Source organism: Mycobacterium sp. SP-6446, from assembly GCF_001954045.1.
Lineage (GTDB): Bacteria > Actinomycetota > Actinomycetes > Mycobacteriales > Mycobacteriaceae > Mycobacterium.
Genome location: NZ_MBEM01000065.1, coordinates 1 through 16,094, shown reverse-complemented (window position 1 = coordinate 16,094; position 16,094 = coordinate 1). Strand labels below are relative to the sequence as shown.

Here is a 16,094-nt window from a genome sequence, read left to right as displayed (position 1 = left end):
TGGACCAACCGCGCTATTTCTTGTCGCGCTTGCGCGACAGGAATTGCCGCATGTGGTGTTGCGGCTCGCCAGTCAGGAATGCCAGGCCGAACTGCTCGATGCTGTCTTCGACCGCCCCGTAGACCGTCATGTCGAACCATTTATTCAGCAGGTGCTTTTGTTGTCGCACCGCCTGCGGCCCGAATCCGGTTAGCTTCCTTGTGAGTTCGGCAATGCGGGCGTCGAGTTCGCCGGAAGTGGTGACCTCGTGTACCAAGCCCCAGCTGACGGCCGTGTCGGCATCGATCGTCTCGCCGGTCAGCAGCAGCCACGCCGCGTGCGAGGCCCCGATCAACTTCGGCATCAACGCCGAGTGGATGACCGAGGGGATTCCGACCGCCACTTCCGGCATTCCAAACTTGGCCGCCGCCTCTGCAATTCGCAGATCGCACGACATTGCGATCTCCAAGCCGCCGCCGAGGCACCAGCCCGCGAGCCGGGCGATGACGGGGACCGGGCATTCGCGGATCGCTTCGCACAGGTCCGCGAGCCGGCGGATGAACGCCTCGCCGCTGGACCGGTCCAGGGTGACCATCTCGTTGATGTCGGCACCGCCGATGAACGCCTTCTCACCCGTTCCCCGCAACACCACGACCCGCACGTCACCGTCCTGGTCGACGGCACGAAAAGCGTCGGTCAGCTCCGAGATGGCGCCGCTACCAATGATGTTCAGTGGCTTCGAGTTGATCAACTCGATGGTGATCACGCCGCCGTCACGAGCGACCTTGGCGAAGCGTCCGCTCATAGGCGTCGCAGTCCGTTGCGCTGCTCGGCGTCAGTACAGCGGGACCCAAACACCGAAGAACCAGTATCCCCAACCGCCGTACTGCCAGTTGAAGACCGGGATGACGGTAAAGGTGTTGTACTCGAACGGTCCGAAGTCGCTCTGCGCGTAGACCACGTCGCGGTCACGCGGTCCGTCCCACGGCCGGTTCCAGCCGCCGGGGGGCGGCGGGCCGTCCCAGCCGCCGGGAGGCGGCGGGCCGTACCAGTTGGGCGGCGGGTGGTGGGGAGGCGGGCCGTCGTTCCAGCCGTAGCCTCGCTCCCGCGGCGGAAGCGGCGCGCCGCGGCCCGGGATGCTGAAGCCAACGCTCGCGTCGATGGGGCCACCGATTTCCGCGCTGCCCCGTGCGATCTCTCCGCGCGGCGGGATGTACGCCGGGTGCGGAGGCTGAGTGCTCGGCGGATTCAAGGCCTGACGCTCAGTTGGGCCGGACGACGTGCTGGTATTTGCACCCGGCGTCGTCGTCTGCGCGCTCGTCGACGTGGTCTGCGCGCTCGTCGACGTGGTCTGCGCGCTGGTCGACGTGGGCTGCGCGCTGGTCGACGTGGTCTGCGCGCTGGTCGACGTGGGCTGCGTGCTTTGGGTCGTCTGAGGCTCGGTGCTCTGAGTGGCCGGAGCCTCCGTGGTTTGGGTCGCGGGCGGAGCGGTGGTTTGAGCCGGCGCCGTGCTGTGCGTGGGCGCCGGCGCGGTGGTTGCCGGAGCCTGCGGGTTCTGTCCGGCCCCGCCGGAAACCCCACCACCGCCGGAAATCCCGCCGCCGCCGTGCCCGAACTGCCACGGTGGCGGTGGCGGCGGTGGCGGGGCGGCGGCGGATCCATCGGCGCGGAATTCGCGAACCCTGGATTCAACGTCAGCGCGGAGATGCCCAAGCCCGCCGCGACCGCCGCCGCGCTGACGACACGTTTCCTAGACATAGCTGTGTCCCCTCTGGGGCTTCGGCCCCGACGATGTCTGACTAGCGCCCCTACGGGCAGGTCACCTGTATCTCGAACGACTTGGTCACCTGCTTCGGCTGCTGCGGGTTGCTCATGTCGGCACCCGTGGCCGTGCCCTTGATCGCATACGACTTGCCGTTGACCGCGGCTCCGGCGTTGGCGCCCTGGTTGTTCGGTGCGGCATCCGAGAAGCCGAGCGAGATGCCGTTGACGCTGCCAAGCCCGACCGAATGGACGATGGGTGGATTGTCGTTGCTGACCACCGCGCCGACGCCGGCGGTCGGGTCGCCAATGCCGATGGTGGTGTTGGCGCCGGCCGGGGTGCACGTGACGGGCCCGCTGACGTTCTGGTTCTGCCCGTCAACGATGACCTGCGGGCCGGCCGGCGCTGAGCTCGACGACGCACCCGTATTGGACTTGTTGCTCGAACAGCCGGCGCAAGCCGCGACCACCATGGCCGCGCCGGCGACGCCGACTACGATCCCACGCTTTAGCACTGCTCTCCTTCGTCTCGCTGGTCCCCGACCCGTCGTCGGAACCTCGTCAACAAAGGCAGACCCTACCGGGCCCCCTCGGACGGGCCGCAGGATGGCGCCCCGGCGAATACCGGATGCCCCACGTTTAGGGCAGAATTCGCAAGCCCCACCGGCCGAGCAGTGGATTCACGAGTGCGAAGTATGTCGTGTTGTCGTCACCCTCAGGCGAAGACATCAACAGACCGACGGCACTCACGGTGCCGTCGGCGTTCTTCACGAAGCCAGGGCTGCCGCTGTCCCCCTTGAGGCTGTAGACGCTGGCTTCGACGACATCGCCCTCGATGCTCGTGACAGTGCCGCAGGTCTCACCGGTGACCGCGCCGATTTTGCAAAACGGCATGCCCACCTTGATTTGGGGAAGGCTCAGCACATCCCGCACCGGATACCTGCCGCCGACATCGCCCACCGGCGCACCGAGGTTCGGGTCGAGGAGGATGATCGCGGCGTCCCGCTTGTCGCCTTCCTGCTCGCTGGCCGAGATCCTGCCCAGCGGGACGTCGTTGCCGTAAGTCCACACCGAGCCGTCGTGCGCGTCGCAGTGTCCGCTCGTCATGAGGAAGTAGCTGCCGTCGTTGCCTTGGGCCGCGAAACCCGCAGTGCACGAGCTACTTTCGTCTTGGACCTGGACGCCCGGCGTCAGACTGGGGTCTGGTCGCGCCGGGCTCGCCAACACCGTCGCGGAGATCGCCATGACGCCGACCCCGGCGAGTCCCCGTAACCACGGTTTGGCCATGGCGCTCTCCTTCGGGCATGCCGGTGTGAACCGTCAGATGATCTCATCTGAAGACGCGCCGCGTGGCCGTTTTCCGCTGCGTCAGGGAAGAATGTGCAAGCCCCACTTGGCAAGTAGCGGATACACGAGTGTGAAGTACGTCGTGTTGTCGTCGCCGTCGGGTGAAGACATCAAGATCCCGACTGCACTCACGGTACCGTCGGCGTTTTTTACGAAGCCTGGACTACCGCTGTCGCCGTTGAGGCTGTACACGCTGGCCTCGATGACGTCGCCCTTCTCGCCTTTGACGACGCCGCAGGTCTCACCGGTGACCGCGCCGAGTTTGCAGAACGGCATGCCCACCCGAATCTGTGGGAGGCTCAACACATCCCGGACCGGATACCGATCACCGACATCACCCGTCGGCGCTCCGACGCTGGGGTCCAGGCGGATAATTGCGGCGTCCCTGGTGTCGCCCACCTTCTCGCTGGCGGTGATCATCCCGAGCGGACGATCCTCCCCGTAGGTCCAAACCGAACCGTCGTGCGGATCGCAGTGCCCACTGGTGAGAAGGTAGTAGCTGCCTTCGTTGTCCTGCGCCGCGAAAGCGGCTGTGCACCCGCCGGTTCCGTCGGCGACGTGCATGCCCGGCATGGGGCGTGACGCCAGGTCCGGGTCCGCCGACGCCGCACCGGCGACCGACGTCGCGGCCGCGATCACCGCACCGACCAGCGCCGGCACCCGCAACCACCGATTGGCCACGCCGTCCTCCTCCAGTTGTGTCGGGCAGCATGCTAGCAGTGCGCAGCGCCTCCTACCTGGCGAGAGGAACGGGAGCGTGGCGCCCCGATGGTCGCGTGGGCGACGGTTCCAAGAATTTCGCAAGGATTCCTCAAGCGCGTGCGCTGACGATTCAGCCATGACGCCGCCGACGACAATGGAACACGCCCGCGCCGAGGCCCGTCCCGCCAGGCTGGATTCCAGGCTCTGGTTGATCACGGTGGCGTGCACACTGCTCCCGGCGATGATCACCCTCGACGCCACGGTCGTGAACGCGGCGCCGCGGGCGTTGATCGAGCGAGTTGCCTCGACCGGGGCCGTCGCGTGGTCGGTGACCGGCTACACCCTGGCGATGGCGGCGGTGATCCCACTCGCCGGCTGGGCCGCCCGCCGGGTGGGCGCGAAACCGCTATTCCTGGGTTCGGTGCTGTTGTTCTCCTGGGCATCTCTGCTGTGTGTGCAGGCCCCGAATGTCGGTCTGCTGGCGGTCTTTCGGGCATTCCAAGGCCTCGGTGGTGGAATGCTCATACCGCTGTTGCTGATCATCCTGGCCCACGCCGCCGGACCCAAAAGGCTAGCCCGGGTGCTGGCGCTCAGCATGGTTCCCATATTGCTGGCCCCGATCTGCGGGCCGGAGGTCGGCGGCTGGTTGGTCGACTCGTTCGGCTGGAAGTCGATCTTCCTGATCAACATCCCGATCGGGGTGCTCACGTTGATCGTCGCGGGATTCGTTCTCCCCGAGGATGTTCCAGCGCCCAGCGACCGCTGCGCGATTGTCAGCCCGCCTGGTCGACGCGCCGGGTGAGGAAATCCAGGACGGCGCCGGCGAAAATGTCGTTGCGGTCCCCGGCAACCATGTGCCCGGCGCCGCGCACGTCGGTGAACTCGACTTGCGGGAAACGCGCGAGGAATGCGTCGGCACTCTCCTGGCTGACGAGGTCGCTCATCTGACCCCGGATCAACAGCATGGGCACGCCGTCGCGCAGGATCGCATCGACGGCCGCGTGCATGCGATCGGCGTCGGTGACCTCGAATGGGGGAAACGGCGCCTTGCCGCTGATGAATTGGGGATCCCAGTGCCAATACCAGCGGTCGCCCCGGCGGCGCAGGTTGGCGGTCAGACCGTCCAGATCGGTCGGCCGGGGCCGGTGCGGGTTGTACTCGGCGATCGCGTCGGCCACCTCTTCGAGAGAGGCGAATCCCGATTCCACCCGATCGGCCATGAAGTTGTGTATCCGCGTCGCCCCGGACTGCTCCATGTTCGGCACGATGTCGACCAGAACCACCGCGCTGGCGATGCCCGGTGAGAGCTCGCCCGCGAGCAGCATCGAGGTGAATCCGCCCAGCGACGCGCCAACCAGAACCGGTTGTGGCGGCAAGTTGTCCAGAACTTGTTGGACGTCTGCGGCGAAGCTGACGACGCGATAGTCGCCCTCGCTGGACCAGTCGGACTCGCCGTGACCGCGTAAGTCGATCGTGACGGCTTGCCACCCGCGCCGGGCCACAGCGGCGGCCGCACGGGCCCACGAGCGTCGGGTCTGTCCACCGCCGTGCAAGAAAACCACGGCGCGCGCGTGGGGGTCGCCCCAGCGATCCGCGACGATACGAACTCCGCCCGGCCCCTGGGTCGAGAACTGCTCTGGTGCGGTCGCCATCAGGAGATCGTAAGACGGCCCGCCAAGGGGATCAGTCCTGCCGCGACGCCTGGCTTCCGCGGAGCCGCTAAGCGGGACGCTTACACTCCTGTGATGCATCCCGCGCAGGCGACGCGCAAGCTGACGAAAATCCCGGTTGTGGTGGGGATTGGCGTTGTAGTGCTGCTCGGCGCGCTCGCGATTCCGGTCAAGGAGCGCTGCGGTGCGCCCGGGTATTCGTGCGCGACCGCGCTGGATGCGCGGGGCTACGTGCACTATTACTACGAGGTCGAACCGCTGGGCGTGTACCTCGCCGAGTTCGCCACGGGCTCGAACATTCGCCTCTGCTACTCATCGGGCGAAGACCTCGTACCGGCTCGGTGACGAGTTGGCGTCAATTTCGGCGGTCGAGTAGCCCGCTCGAGACTTTCCCGAGACGCGCCCACCCCCGACGGGGGCGTAGCCCGGCCAAACGTGCAGGTAGCGGGAAGATTGCCGCCGCCGATTTCATGGTTTCCGGCGGGTGAGGCTGCCCACAATCGGCCCATCGGCGGCCTTCTCGATTGGGGGCTTCACAGCAAGCTAACGCATACTTGACCTCATGCTTTTAGCGCCGTCACCGCAAACCGCCGTCGCGGTAGCGAGTGCTGCGCTGGATACGGGCCGGGGTTTGTGATGGCACGCTCGGGCGGCGCCCATCGCCGCCATCGAGCCGTTCGTCAGCCGTCACCAATTCGCAAAGGGCTGACGCGCAGCTTCATGTCGCTGGTCTCGGTGGGGGCCATCCTGATGACCGGAGCGGGCTACTACGTGGCTCACGGGGCGCTGGGCGGCATCACCGTCTCGGACGCCCTGAGCCCCGACGATCCGCGATCCAGCGGCGACAACATGAACATCCTGCTCATCGGCCTGGACTCCCGAAAAGATCAGGACGGCAACGACCTGCCCTCCTCGATTTTGCGGCAGCTGCACGCCGGCGATTCCGACGACGGTGGCTACAACACCAACACGCTGATACTCGTGCACGTCGGGGCAGACAACAAGGTGACCGCGTTTTCGATCCCCCGCGACGACTGGGTGCCGTTCAACGGGGTTCCCGGCTATAACCACATCAAGATCAAAGAGGCCTACGGGCTGACCAAGCAGTACGTTGCGCAGAAGCTTGCCAACCAGGGTGGGAGCAGCCAGCGGGAGCTCGAAACCCGCGGCCGCGAAGCCGGCCGTGCCGCGACCCTGCGCGCGGTGCGCAGCCTGACCGGCGTTCCGATCGACTACTTCGCCGAGGTCAACCTGGCCGGTTTCTACGACTTGGCGCAGACCCTGGGCGGCGTGGACGTGTGCCTGAACCACGCCGTCTACGACTCGTATTCCGGTGCGGACTTCCCGGCCGGCCCGCAGCGGCTGGACGCCTCGCAGGCGCTCGCGTTCGTCCGGCAGCGTCACGGCCTGGACAACGGAGACCTGGACCGTACCCACCGGCAGCAGGCGTTCATCTCTTCTGTCATGCGGGAACTGCAGGACTCGGGAACGTTCACCAACATCGACAAGCTCAAGGGCCTGATGGCGGTGGCGCGCAAAGATGTTGTGCTGTCGACCGGTTGGGATGAGGACCTGTTCCGCCGCATGGGTGAACTCGCGGGCGGCGGCAACGTCGAGTTCCGGACGCTGCCCGTGGTGCGCTACGACAACATCGGCGGCCAGGACGTCAACATCATCGACCAGGCCGCCATCAAAGCCGAAGTGGCCCAGGCGATCGGCGCCGCGCCAGAGACGACCACGCCCGCTGCGACGGCAAGCAAGCCCAGTCCGTCCACGGTCGTCGACGTCATCAACGCGGGCAGCATGAGCGGCGCCGCCAGTGAGGTATCCCGCGCGCTGAAAAAGCGCGGCTACACAGCGGGTCAGGTCCGCGACCGCCAATCGGGCGATCCGACGTCCACCACGATCCAGTACGGCGCGGGCGCCGAAACCGACGCACAGAGCCTCGCCACGCTGCTCGGCCTCGACGCCCCCAAACAACCCGATCCAAACGTGCAGCCCGGACACATCCGCGTGACCGTGGATACCACTTACTCGATGCCCGCCGCCGACGACACCAGCACTACCGACGAGACCACCACCACGACGACGACGACCACCAAGACCAATCGCTACGGGTACGCCACGAGCACCTATCCCACACCCGATCAGGGCAAGCCCATCGGCGGCGGCGGGGTGCCCTGCGTTAACTAGCCGCGATCGGGCTAGGCGTGCGTGCCACCGTCGATGCGGATTTCGGTGCCGGTGATCCAGGCGCCGTCATCGGAAACCAGCATGGCGATCACGCCGGCGATCGCGGAGGGCTCGGCCATCCCGGCGCCACTGGATTCGACCGTCGTGGGCAGGATCGGCATGAGGCGGGGGAACAACGACCAGTCAGCGTCTTTGGGAATGTATCCCCCAGTCGCGTCGGTGATTCCGGACTTGATGCTGCCGGGCGCCACGCAAGCCGCACGCAGACCATCCTTGGCGTATTCGAGTGCCAAAGAATGGGTGAAGGCCTGGATTCCGCCCTTGCTCGCGGCGTAGGCCGCCATGTAGGGATGGGCGAACGAGGCCGACGTGGAGCTGAAGTTGACGATCGCGCTGCGCGAGTTCCCCAGCAGCGCCGGAAGCGCCTCGCGCACCACCAGAAACGTTCCGGTGAGGTTGATACCGACGATCCGGTTCCACAGTTCCAGGCTGGTCTCGTGGGTGTGCGCTGCCCGCAGGACGCCGGCCGCGTTTACGAGCGAATCGAGGCCGTCGAGTGTCTGGACGGCCGAGCACACGCCGTCGATCACCGAATCTTCGCTACCGACGTCCATCGGCATAGTGGTGAGGCGGTCGGCCGTTCCGGCCTTCTCCGCCTGGCCCTGGGTGGCGGCCAGCCCGTCTTCGGCGACGTCTGAGGCCACGACCCTGGCCCCCTCGTCGAGCAACCGCAGCGCGGTGGCCTGACCGATGCCTGACGCCGCGCCGGTCACCAGGATCCGCTTGCCCTCGAGTCGGTTCATCTAGCACATCTTTCACCAAGTCCCTGCAAACGCGGCATGGTGGACGGTATGGAGATCGGATTCATCGGTCTGGGGAAAATGGGCCACGGCATGGCGACGAACCTGCTGGAGGCCGGCCACCGGATCACCGTCTACAACCGCTCGCCGGACAAGACGGAGGCGCTCGTCCAGCGGGGCGCGACCGCGGCGCGCAGCGTGGCCGAAGCCAGCACCGGTGAGGTCGTGTTCACGATGCTCTCCGACGACGACGCCGTCGAGGAGGTCGCGTTCGGAGCGAACGGCGTCGTGGCTTCGCTGGCCCCCGGCGCCACTCACGTCTCGTCGAGCACCATCAGCGTCGCGCTGTCGGAGCGCCTGGCGGCCGCGCATGCCGAGGCCGGACAACGCTATGCCGCGGCGCCGGTGTTCGGTCGGCCCGAAGCCGCTTCTGCCGCAAAGCTTTTCGTCATCGCCGCGGGCGCCCCGCAGGTTCTGGAGACGTTGGTTCCGCTGTTCGAGACCATCGGGCAGCGGACCTTCGTGGTGTCCGATCAGCCGCACACCGCCAACTTGGTGAAGCTCAGCGGCAACTTCCTGCTCGTGTCGGCGATCGAGTCCATCAGCGAGGCCGTCGCGTTGGTCGCCAAGGCGGGCGTCGACCGGCAGCAGTACGTCGACATCCTCACCTCGACGTTGTTCACCGCGCCGGCCTATCAGACCTACGGCGGGTTGATCGCGCGACGTGAATTCGAGCCGGCGGGTTTCGCGTCACGCCTCGGCCTCAAGGACGTCCGGCTGGTGCTCGCCGCCGCCGAGGCCCTCCGGGTGCCGCTGCCCGTGGCGAGCGTGCTGCGCGACCGTCTGCTCACGCTCGTGGCAACCGGTGGCGGGCACCTGGACTGGTCGGCGCTGGCCACCCTCGCGGACCGCGACGCGGGCCTGACGTCAGACGACTCCGCGTAGCCCGTCGGCGCCGAACGCGGGTTCCAGCATCGCGGAATAGTCGGGTCCGCGGCGCAGCATCATGCCGCCGTCGGCGTTGATGACCTGGCCGGTGATATAGCTGGCGGCATCGCTGAGCAGAAACATCGCGAGGTTGGCGATGTCCTCGACCTCACCGGGCCGAGGCAGCGGCGTGCACACGCGATAGTCCTCGCTGACCTCCGGCACAGCGAACACGGGCGCAACCAGATCCGTGCGGATCAGGCCAGGGCGGATGCTGTTGACCCGCACCCACGAGGCACCGAGTTCATCGGCGGCCAGTTGCATCATGTGGTCGATGGCGGACTTGCTGACCCCGTACGCGCCGAACCACCGGTGGGTGTTGCTCGCCGCGATCGACGAGATCCCGACGAACGAACCCCCGCCGCCGCGCACCAGTTCACGCGCCGCGTGCTTGAGCACGTACATAGTGCCGTTGACATTGAGGTCGACCGTGCGCCGCCACGCCTCCGAGTCGATCTGGGTGATCGGCCCGATGGTCTCCGAGCCGCCGGCGCAGTGCACCACACCGTGTAGCCGGCCGTGCCAGGCCGTCGCCGCGTCCACCGCGCGGGCGGCCTCGTCCTCGCTGGTGACGTCGGTGGGTTCATATCGGATGGAGCCGTCGGCGTGGAGCGCTTCGATGTCTTCGACGGCGCCTGCCAGCCGGTCGGGATTGCGGCCGACGATCATGACCGAGGCACCGGATTTGACCAGCCCCGCCGCGACGCCCTTGCCGATTCCGCTGCCACCGCCGGTGACCAGATACGTCCGGTTTTCGAAAGAAAGCTGCACGCCGCGCCCCTTCACGCCAAAACTGAAACACGTTCTAGCAATAGAACCATGCGGGCGGACGAGCTGTCCGCTAGGGCGTATCGCGGCGGGCCAGTTTCGTCGGTTTCGCGTTGCGCCAGTCCTCGACATCGGGCGGCTGGCCGACCGCGTACCTGTTCTCGTTGTGGGCGGCCCAGTGCGCATGGCCCAGCTCGTGAATGTGGAACGCGTGCCGCAACGCCTCGGTGAATCCCATTGCGTCGGAGGCGGCGTTGACCGAGTCCTTGACGAGCAGCGCCGCCATCGTGGGCCGGTCGGCGATGCGCCGGGCGAATTCCAAAGTCTTGTCCGCTAGCTCATCGACCGGGAATACCTTCGACACCATGCCGAGTCGATAGGCATCGTCGGCGTCCAGCGCATCACCGGTCAGCAGCAGCTCTTTGGCCTTACGGGGGCCGAATTCCCAAGGGTGACCGAAATATTCGACGCCCGGCATCCCCAGGCGCGCTGCGACCACATCGCTGAACTTCGCATTATCGGCGGCGACTATCAGATCGCACGCCCAAATCAGCATCAGGCCGGCCGAGATCGCGTTGCCCTGGACCTGGGCGATGGTGATCTTGCGCAAATCGCGCCAGCGGCAGGTGTTTTGGAAGAAGTAGTGCCACTCCTGCAGGTAGATCTTCTCCGCGATGGGGTCGCGGGTCCCGCCGTTGATGCGGAAGCTCGGCAGCTGGCTGCGCTCGGCGATGGCCAACTCCGAGCCCAGGTCGTGACCGGCGGAGAAATTTTTGCCGCGCGCCGCCAGGATCACCACCCGCACGGTGTCGTCGGCCTCGGCACGCAGGAACGCCTCGTCGAGTTGCACCAACAGGCCGCGGCTCTGTGCGTTGTGGGCCTCGGGCCGGTTGAGCCAGATCCGCGCGATGCGACCCTCGTCGAGGGTTTCATAGGCCACCAGATCGTCGGCGCCGGCATCGGCCGCGTTGGGGCCGGCTTGCGCGTCGGCTTGATCGGAGACAGTCATTCCGCCCACCTACCTTGTCGTCGGGCTCGTTACAAGTTGGCGTGGATCCGTAAATCCCGTGCCGACCCTTTGCACATTACGTCCATTGCCGAAGGCGCTGATCACTGGGTCGATACCAGTACGAACCGGCGCCAGGCCAGTGGGCAGCATTCCGAGAGACGCCTGCGGGCGAATATTCGCGTCGCATAGAGTTATGTCATGCCTACGAAATCTGACCCTGGCGAACTCGGCGATGTGGAGCCGCTGGCTGACAGCACCGCCAGCCAGGCCAGGCGTGTCGTCGCGGCCTATGCCACCGACGCCGACGAGTGCCGCATTTTCTTGTCCATGCTCGGTATTGGACCGGCGAAACTCGACACCTAAATGGCTCCCAAGGGAGGCCAGAACTCGAAAACTAGGCACTACGGCGATTCCGACTTCGTGGTGGTCGCCAATCGGCTGCCCGTCGATCTCGAGCGGCTCCCCGATGGCACGACCTCGTGGAAACGCAGTCCCGGCGGATTGGTCACCGCGCTAGAGCCGCTCCTGCGCCGCCGGCGCGGGGCCTGGGTCGGCTGGCCGGGTGTGGTCGACGATGTCGTGGACGTGGTCGACGAGCCCGTCGCCCAGGATGAACTGCAACTTCATCCGGTACGCCTGTCCGCCGACGACGTCGCCCAGTACTACGAGGGCTTCTCCAATGCCACGCTGTGGCCGCTGTACCACGACGTCATCGTCAAGCCGATCTACCACCGCGAATGGTGGGAGCGCTACGTCGACGTCAACCGTCGCTTCGCCGAGGCGGCCTCGCGCGCCGCCGCCGAGGGCGGCACGGTCTGGGTCCAGGACTACCAACTGCAACTCGTCCCGAAAATGCTGCGCACGCTGCGGCCTGACGTGACCATCGGTTTCTTTCTGCACATCCCGTTCCCCCCGGTGGAGTTGTTCATGCAGATGCCGTGGCGCACCGAGATCATCGAAGGGCTGCTGGGCGCCGACCTGGTGGGCTTCCACCTGGCCGGCGGTGCCCAGAATTTCCTGTTCCTGTCGCGCCGGCTGGTCGGGGCCAACACTTCGCGCGGAGCGGTCGGCGTGCGGTCGCGGTTCGGTGAGGTGGAGCTGGAGTCTCGTACCGTTCGCGTCGGCGCCTTCCCGATCTCCATCGACTCCGGCGCGCTCGACCACACCGCCCGCGACCGCAACATCAGGCACCGCGCCCGCGAGATCCGCGCCGAACTCGGCAACCCCCGCAAGATCCTGCTCGGCGTCGACCGGCTGGACTACACCAAGGGCATCGACGTCCGGCTCAAGGCCTTTTCCGAGCTGCTCGCCGAGGGCCGCGCCAAACGCGACGACACGGTGCTGGTGCAGCTGGCGACGCCGAGCCGCGAACGCGTGGAGAGCTACCAGATTCTGCGCAACGACATCGAACGCCAAGTCGGCCACATCAACGGCGAATACGCCGAAGTCGGCCACCCGGTGGTGCACTACCTGCACCGCCCGGTGCCGCGCGAGGAACTCGTCGCGTTCTTCGTCGCCAGCGACGTCATGCTGGTCACGCCGCTGCGCGACGGGATGAACCTGGTGGCCAAGGAATACGTCGCCTGCCGCAGCGACCTCGGCGGCGCGCTGGTGCTGTCCGAATTCACCGGAGCGGCATCCGAACTCCGGCAGGCCTACCTGGTCAACCCGCACGACCTCGAAGGGGTCAAGGACGCGATCGAGGCGGCACTGAACCAGCCGGTCGAAGATGGTCGACGCCGTATGCGCGCGTTGCGGCGCCAGGTGCTCGCCCACGACGTGGACCGCTGGGCGCGGTCGTTTCTCGATGCGCTCGCCGAGGCGAATCCCCATGACGCCAAATAGCGGCCAGGGACCCATGGTGTTGCCACCCAAACGCTGTGATACTCGATGCAGCGTGAAGGGAGGGACACTGTGAATCTGCGTCGCGGGCTGGCGGCCGGCGCCGGCATCGTCTCGGCAGTTGCAATCGGGATCGCGCTGGAGTCCGGCGACCCCGCGCACGCGGTCGGTCCACCGGCGGATGGCAACTACAGCTTCAATGAGGCCGGTGTCTCGGGGGTTACCTGGACGATCACGGCACTGTGCGATCAGCCATCCGGCACCCGGAACATGAACGACTATTCCGACCCGATCGTTTTTGCGATGAACTGTGCTCTGAATGTCGTGAGTGCGACGCCCGAACAGATCAGCCGCGCGGACAAGTTGCAGAACTTCAGCGGCAGGGCGCGCTACTCCAGCATGCTGTGGACCTTCAAGGTGGACAAGAGCGACGGCGTGTCATGTCCGGGAGGCGGCACCGCGCCGTCCACCGAAACCTATGCGTTCAGCGACGAAACCATGAGCGGCACCCACACGAGCCTGCACGGTCCCGTCTGTGGGCTGCAGCCGGAGATGAAGAAGCAACCGTTCTCGCTGCAGATGACCGGGCCGCCACCCAGCCCGATCCAACGTTATCCGTTGTACTGCAACGGCATTGCGATGTGCTACTGAGCTTTCGTCGTTAGCGGCGCGGCCGAGCGGGTGTGCTCTGTTTCAAAATTTGATAGCGCATGTGCTATCAAATTCGGGCGCGACTTGCCCGTGCCCTTCAGGACGGCCGCCCCGGCGGCCGACCGGACGTCCAGGTGACATGCATCGTGGTACGGGTGATTCGCCACCCTGCGGGGATTTGCACAAAATCGGCCTCACTCCAGGTGCCCGAGCTGAACAGATCGCCTTCGGGGTGGACGTGGTGATTGACCTGGTTCCAGCGGGCCGATGCTCCAGAGCCGCTGGGGCTCGCATCGACCAGGTAGTTCAGGCCGAGGTGCTGGGTCCGGGCGAAGCGCAGCACGCCGTGGCGTGTATTCGCCAGGATCTCGTCGATCCCCTCGGCATTCCCGATCGGAAATGCAACGGCCGCATCCTCGGTGAAAAATCGACGCGCCCAGTCCTCGTCGAAGTTGCGCTCGTCCAGTGAGCACAGGTATCGGTCGACCAATTCGGCGATCTCGCTCTTGATCCCAATGTCCATCCGCCCACGCTAAAACCTCAACAACACTTGAGGTCAAGTCGCAGCGCTAAATCGGCGTGATGTAGGCGATCAGCCATTGCTTGCCGATCTTTTTGAAGTCGACGCGCAATCGGCTGCCGTCGTACAGCGGTTGGCGTGACTTGTCATTCACGGTGCGGTTCATGTAGACCATCACCGATCCCGAGTCCCGCGTGGCGGTCATGACGCCGACGCCGACGACGTTGGCCTGGACCACCACCTCTCGCTTCTTGGCCTCGGGAATGATCTGCGTGTTGGCGCTCTTCTGAAACTCCGCGCGATATTCGGGAGTCAGCAACGGGTAAGCGGCCGAGAGGCTGCGTTCGACGGTCTGGTAGTCGTAGGCGAAGACCTCGGGTATCCGCTTGGCCGCCAGGCCGGGCAACTCCGCGCGCGCCGCCGCCTCGCCGCGGGTCTCCACCCGCTCCCAGTAGAACCACCCGGCCGCCGCGGACAAACCGACGACGAGCGCGATCGACAGCGAGACCGCGACGGCCGTCAGCCACTTCCGAAGGCGGGGCCAGGGCACCCGACGCATCTAGTTGCCCCCGTCGGGATACTTCAGGTCGTAGCCGGTCATGCGGCCCTGCTCGTCCTCGTGCACGATCACCCGCAGCCGATAAGGCATGGACGGCTTGTTGTTTCCGTCGATGTCGGCCACCGTCACCCGCACCGATACGAGCACCGAGGCGTTGTCGGTGACCGCGTCGACGCCTTCCAGGGCGGCGCCGTTGACGACGGCCTCCGACGTCGCGTTGGTCGAGCGGAAGATGCCCTTGAGGTTCTCGATGTTGTTGTTGGCGCCGAGCATGCCGCGCAGCGGGCCGCTGGTGCCGTTGTAGAAGCGGTTCACGCTGTCGTCGATGTTGTCCTGCTTGTAGCTGAACATGTTGACCACCGTCTGCGTGGCGGTGTCGACGAAGCGTTGGTCGCGGGCTTGTGCCGCTTCGGCGTGCCGCTGCTGGACGAGCATGAAGGCCAGGCCGCCCGCCAGCGCCGCGATCGCCAACAGCGCGGCGGCGAACGAGATCCATCCGACCAGGACGCGGTTCGGCCGCCGCCGCGGTGGCGGCTTGACCGATTTGAGGGCCCTGACGGATTTCGCTGGCCGCTTCGGCCCCTCCGGAACGTCGACCCGCGCGGTAAAGCCCTCGTCCGACGCGCCCTTCGCCGGGCCCGCTGCGCGCGATGCGCGCCGTCGAACGCGTTGAGTCGTTTCGGTCACTGCAGCCCCACTAAAGAGGCCTTGGATCAAGCATGAGGTCCACCCAATTCTCGGCGCCGGATGTGCCACTGGCGCCGGGCGCGAAGATACCAGTGCCGCCGGCCGGGTCCACGAAGGCTCCGGTGCGTTGGTCATAGGTGGCATACGCCGGACCGCTGGCCTGCGGCGCCGGCTGCCCGGGCGGCGGCCCCCACGGCTTCTCCGGTCCCGGGCCCGCCGGCGGAGGATTAATCCCCTCCGGCGGTGGCGGCGGCGGCAGCCACTTCGGATACGGAAGCTGCGGCGGCACGGGCGGTATTCCGGGCGGCTGCCACGACGTGAACGGCGGCGGCGGCCCGTTGTCATTGGGCGGCGGCGGGTCGTACGCCGGCTGGTGCGGCGCCGGCCCAGGCCCGGGGACTACCCCGGGAGGGGGCGGGCCGACGATCGGAGTGCCGGGATCGGGATCTGCGCCCGGTGGGACGTACGGGAACTTGTTGGGCGGCAACGTGTTCAGCCCGTTCGTCACCGGCGTGTCGTAGGGCACCGGCGGACCGCGCCACGGGTTGCGGCCAACCGGCACGTAGCCCTTCGGGTCGCGGCAGAGCTGGATCGTCGGCGCCCGCTTGCCGGGGAATTC

At 66.7% G+C, this 16,094-nt stretch carries 18 protein-coding genes and 2 pseudogenes; 7 read left to right on the top strand and 13 right to left on the bottom strand.

All coding sequences use genetic code 11. From position 1 onward, the window contains the following. Window positions 1-13: 13 nt before the first annotated feature. From A5736_RS05330 to A5736_RS05305, 5 genes and pseudogenes are all read right to left on the bottom strand, one after another. A complete protein-coding gene (locus A5736_RS05330) occupies window positions 14-784 on the bottom strand; it encodes an enoyl-CoA hydratase (protein WP_076122695.1) in 771 nt (256 codons plus the stop codon). Window positions 785-814: 30 nt separating this feature from the next. Next, window positions 815-1,582, bottom strand: a pseudogene (locus A5736_RS26680) (MAP_0585 family protein); the annotation flags it as partial. A 205-nt stretch (window positions 1,583-1,787) separates the two neighbouring features. Further along, on the bottom strand, window positions 1,788-2,213 hold the full coding sequence (locus A5736_RS05315) for a lipoprotein LpqH (protein ID WP_076122697.1): 426 nt from the start codon (window positions 2,211-2,213) through the stop codon (window positions 1,788-1,790). 166 nt (window positions 2,214-2,379) lie between these two features. Then, on the bottom strand, window positions 2,380-3,027 hold the full coding sequence (locus A5736_RS05310; protein WP_076244941.1) for a S1 family peptidase: 648 nt from the start codon (window positions 3,025-3,027) through the stop codon (window positions 2,380-2,382). 81 nt (window positions 3,028-3,108) lie between these two features. Then, window positions 3,109-3,768: a S1 family peptidase gene (locus A5736_RS05305; protein ID WP_076244940.1), complete on the bottom strand. Its 660-nt coding sequence runs from the start codon at window positions 3,766-3,768 to the stop codon at window positions 3,109-3,111. Window positions 3,769-3,925: 157 nt separating this feature from the next. Here A5736_RS05305 and A5736_RS05300 point away from each other — a divergent pair, with 157 nt between their 5' ends. Then, window positions 3,926-4,591, top strand: a complete 666-nt coding sequence (locus tag A5736_RS05300) for an MFS transporter (protein ID WP_139333141.1) — start codon at window positions 3,926-3,928, stop codon at window positions 4,589-4,591. Here the strand turns inward: A5736_RS05300 and A5736_RS05295 are convergent. After that, the gene (locus tag A5736_RS05295; protein WP_175611194.1) at window positions 4,563-5,441 is read right to left on the bottom strand and encodes an alpha/beta fold hydrolase; all 879 of its coding nucleotides are present in this window, start codon (window positions 5,439-5,441) and stop codon (window positions 4,563-4,565) included. The two genes, A5736_RS05300 and A5736_RS05295, sit on opposite strands and share 29 nt — an antisense overlap. A gap of 93 nt (window positions 5,442-5,534) precedes the next feature. On the opposite strand from A5736_RS05295, the gene A5736_RS05290 reads away from it, so the two are divergent. After that, window positions 5,535-5,804, top strand: coding sequence for a hypothetical protein (locus A5736_RS05290; protein WP_175611193.1), 270 nt, complete (start codon window positions 5,535-5,537; stop codon window positions 5,802-5,804). Window positions 5,805-6,095: 291 nt separating this feature from the next. Continuing rightward, window positions 6,096-7,652 carry an LCP family protein gene (locus tag A5736_RS05285; protein ID WP_076244936.1) on the top strand — a complete coding sequence of 519 codons (1,557 nt, stop codon included), beginning with the start codon at window positions 6,096-6,098 and terminating at the stop codon, window positions 7,650-7,652. 11 nt (window positions 7,653-7,663) lie between these two features. Here the strand turns inward: A5736_RS05285 and A5736_RS05280 are convergent, their stop codons facing one another. Further along, window positions 7,664-8,455: an SDR family NAD(P)-dependent oxidoreductase gene (locus tag A5736_RS05280; protein WP_076244934.1), complete on the bottom strand. Its 792-nt coding sequence runs from the start codon at window positions 8,453-8,455 to the stop codon at window positions 7,664-7,666. Window positions 8,456-8,503: 48 nt separating this feature from the next. Between A5736_RS05280 and A5736_RS05275 the strand changes: the two genes are divergently transcribed. After that, complete coding sequence (locus A5736_RS05275) at window positions 8,504-9,397, top strand: NAD(P)-dependent oxidoreductase (protein ID WP_076244932.1); 894 nt, start codon at window positions 8,504-8,506, stop codon at window positions 9,395-9,397. Here A5736_RS05275 and A5736_RS05270 read toward each other — a convergent pair. Next, window positions 9,380-10,210 carry an SDR family oxidoreductase gene (locus A5736_RS05270; RefSeq protein WP_076122775.1) on the bottom strand — a complete coding sequence of 277 codons (831 nt, stop codon included), beginning with the start codon at window positions 10,208-10,210 and terminating at the stop codon, window positions 9,380-9,382. The two genes, A5736_RS05275 and A5736_RS05270, sit on opposite strands and share 18 nt — an antisense overlap. A 70-nt stretch (window positions 10,211-10,280) precedes the next feature. Further along, window positions 10,281-11,216, bottom strand: a complete 936-nt coding sequence (locus A5736_RS05265; RefSeq protein ID WP_076122702.1) for an enoyl-CoA hydratase — start codon at window positions 11,214-11,216, stop codon at window positions 10,281-10,283. A gap of 198 nt (window positions 11,217-11,414) precedes the next feature. On the opposite strand from A5736_RS05265, the gene A5736_RS25860 reads away from it, so the two are divergent. From A5736_RS25860 to A5736_RS05255, 3 genes are all read left to right on the top strand, one after another. Then, on the top strand, window positions 11,415-11,579 hold the full coding sequence (locus tag A5736_RS25860) for a hypothetical protein (protein WP_139333140.1): 165 nt from the start codon (window positions 11,415-11,417) through the stop codon (window positions 11,577-11,579). After that, a complete protein-coding gene (locus A5736_RS05260) occupies window positions 11,580-13,061 on the top strand; it encodes a trehalose-6-phosphate synthase (protein WP_076122703.1) in 1,482 nt (493 codons plus the stop codon). Between the two features lie 69 nt (window positions 13,062-13,130). After that, window positions 13,131-13,709, top strand: a complete 579-nt coding sequence (locus A5736_RS05255) for a hypothetical protein (protein WP_076122704.1) — start codon at window positions 13,131-13,133, stop codon at window positions 13,707-13,709. A 97-nt stretch (window positions 13,710-13,806) separates the two neighbouring features. On the opposite strand, the gene A5736_RS05250 is transcribed toward A5736_RS05255, so the two are convergent. The 4 genes and pseudogenes from A5736_RS05250 to A5736_RS05235 all read right to left on the bottom strand — a co-directional run. Continuing rightward, window positions 13,807-14,232, bottom strand: a complete 426-nt coding sequence (locus A5736_RS05250; RefSeq protein ID WP_076122705.1) for a nuclear transport factor 2 family protein — start codon at window positions 14,230-14,232, stop codon at window positions 13,807-13,809. Between the two features lie 46 nt (window positions 14,233-14,278). Further along, on the bottom strand, window positions 14,279-14,788 hold the full coding sequence (locus A5736_RS05245; protein WP_076244930.1) for a mammalian cell entry protein: 510 nt from the start codon (window positions 14,786-14,788) through the stop codon (window positions 14,279-14,281). Further along, window positions 14,789-15,505, bottom strand: a complete 717-nt coding sequence (locus A5736_RS05240; protein WP_076122707.1) for a mammalian cell entry protein — start codon at window positions 15,503-15,505, stop codon at window positions 14,789-14,791. Beyond that, window positions 15,486-16,094: pseudogene (locus A5736_RS05235) on the bottom strand (mammalian cell entry protein); the annotation flags it as partial. The pseudogene A5736_RS05235 and the gene A5736_RS05240, both read right to left, overlap by 20 nt.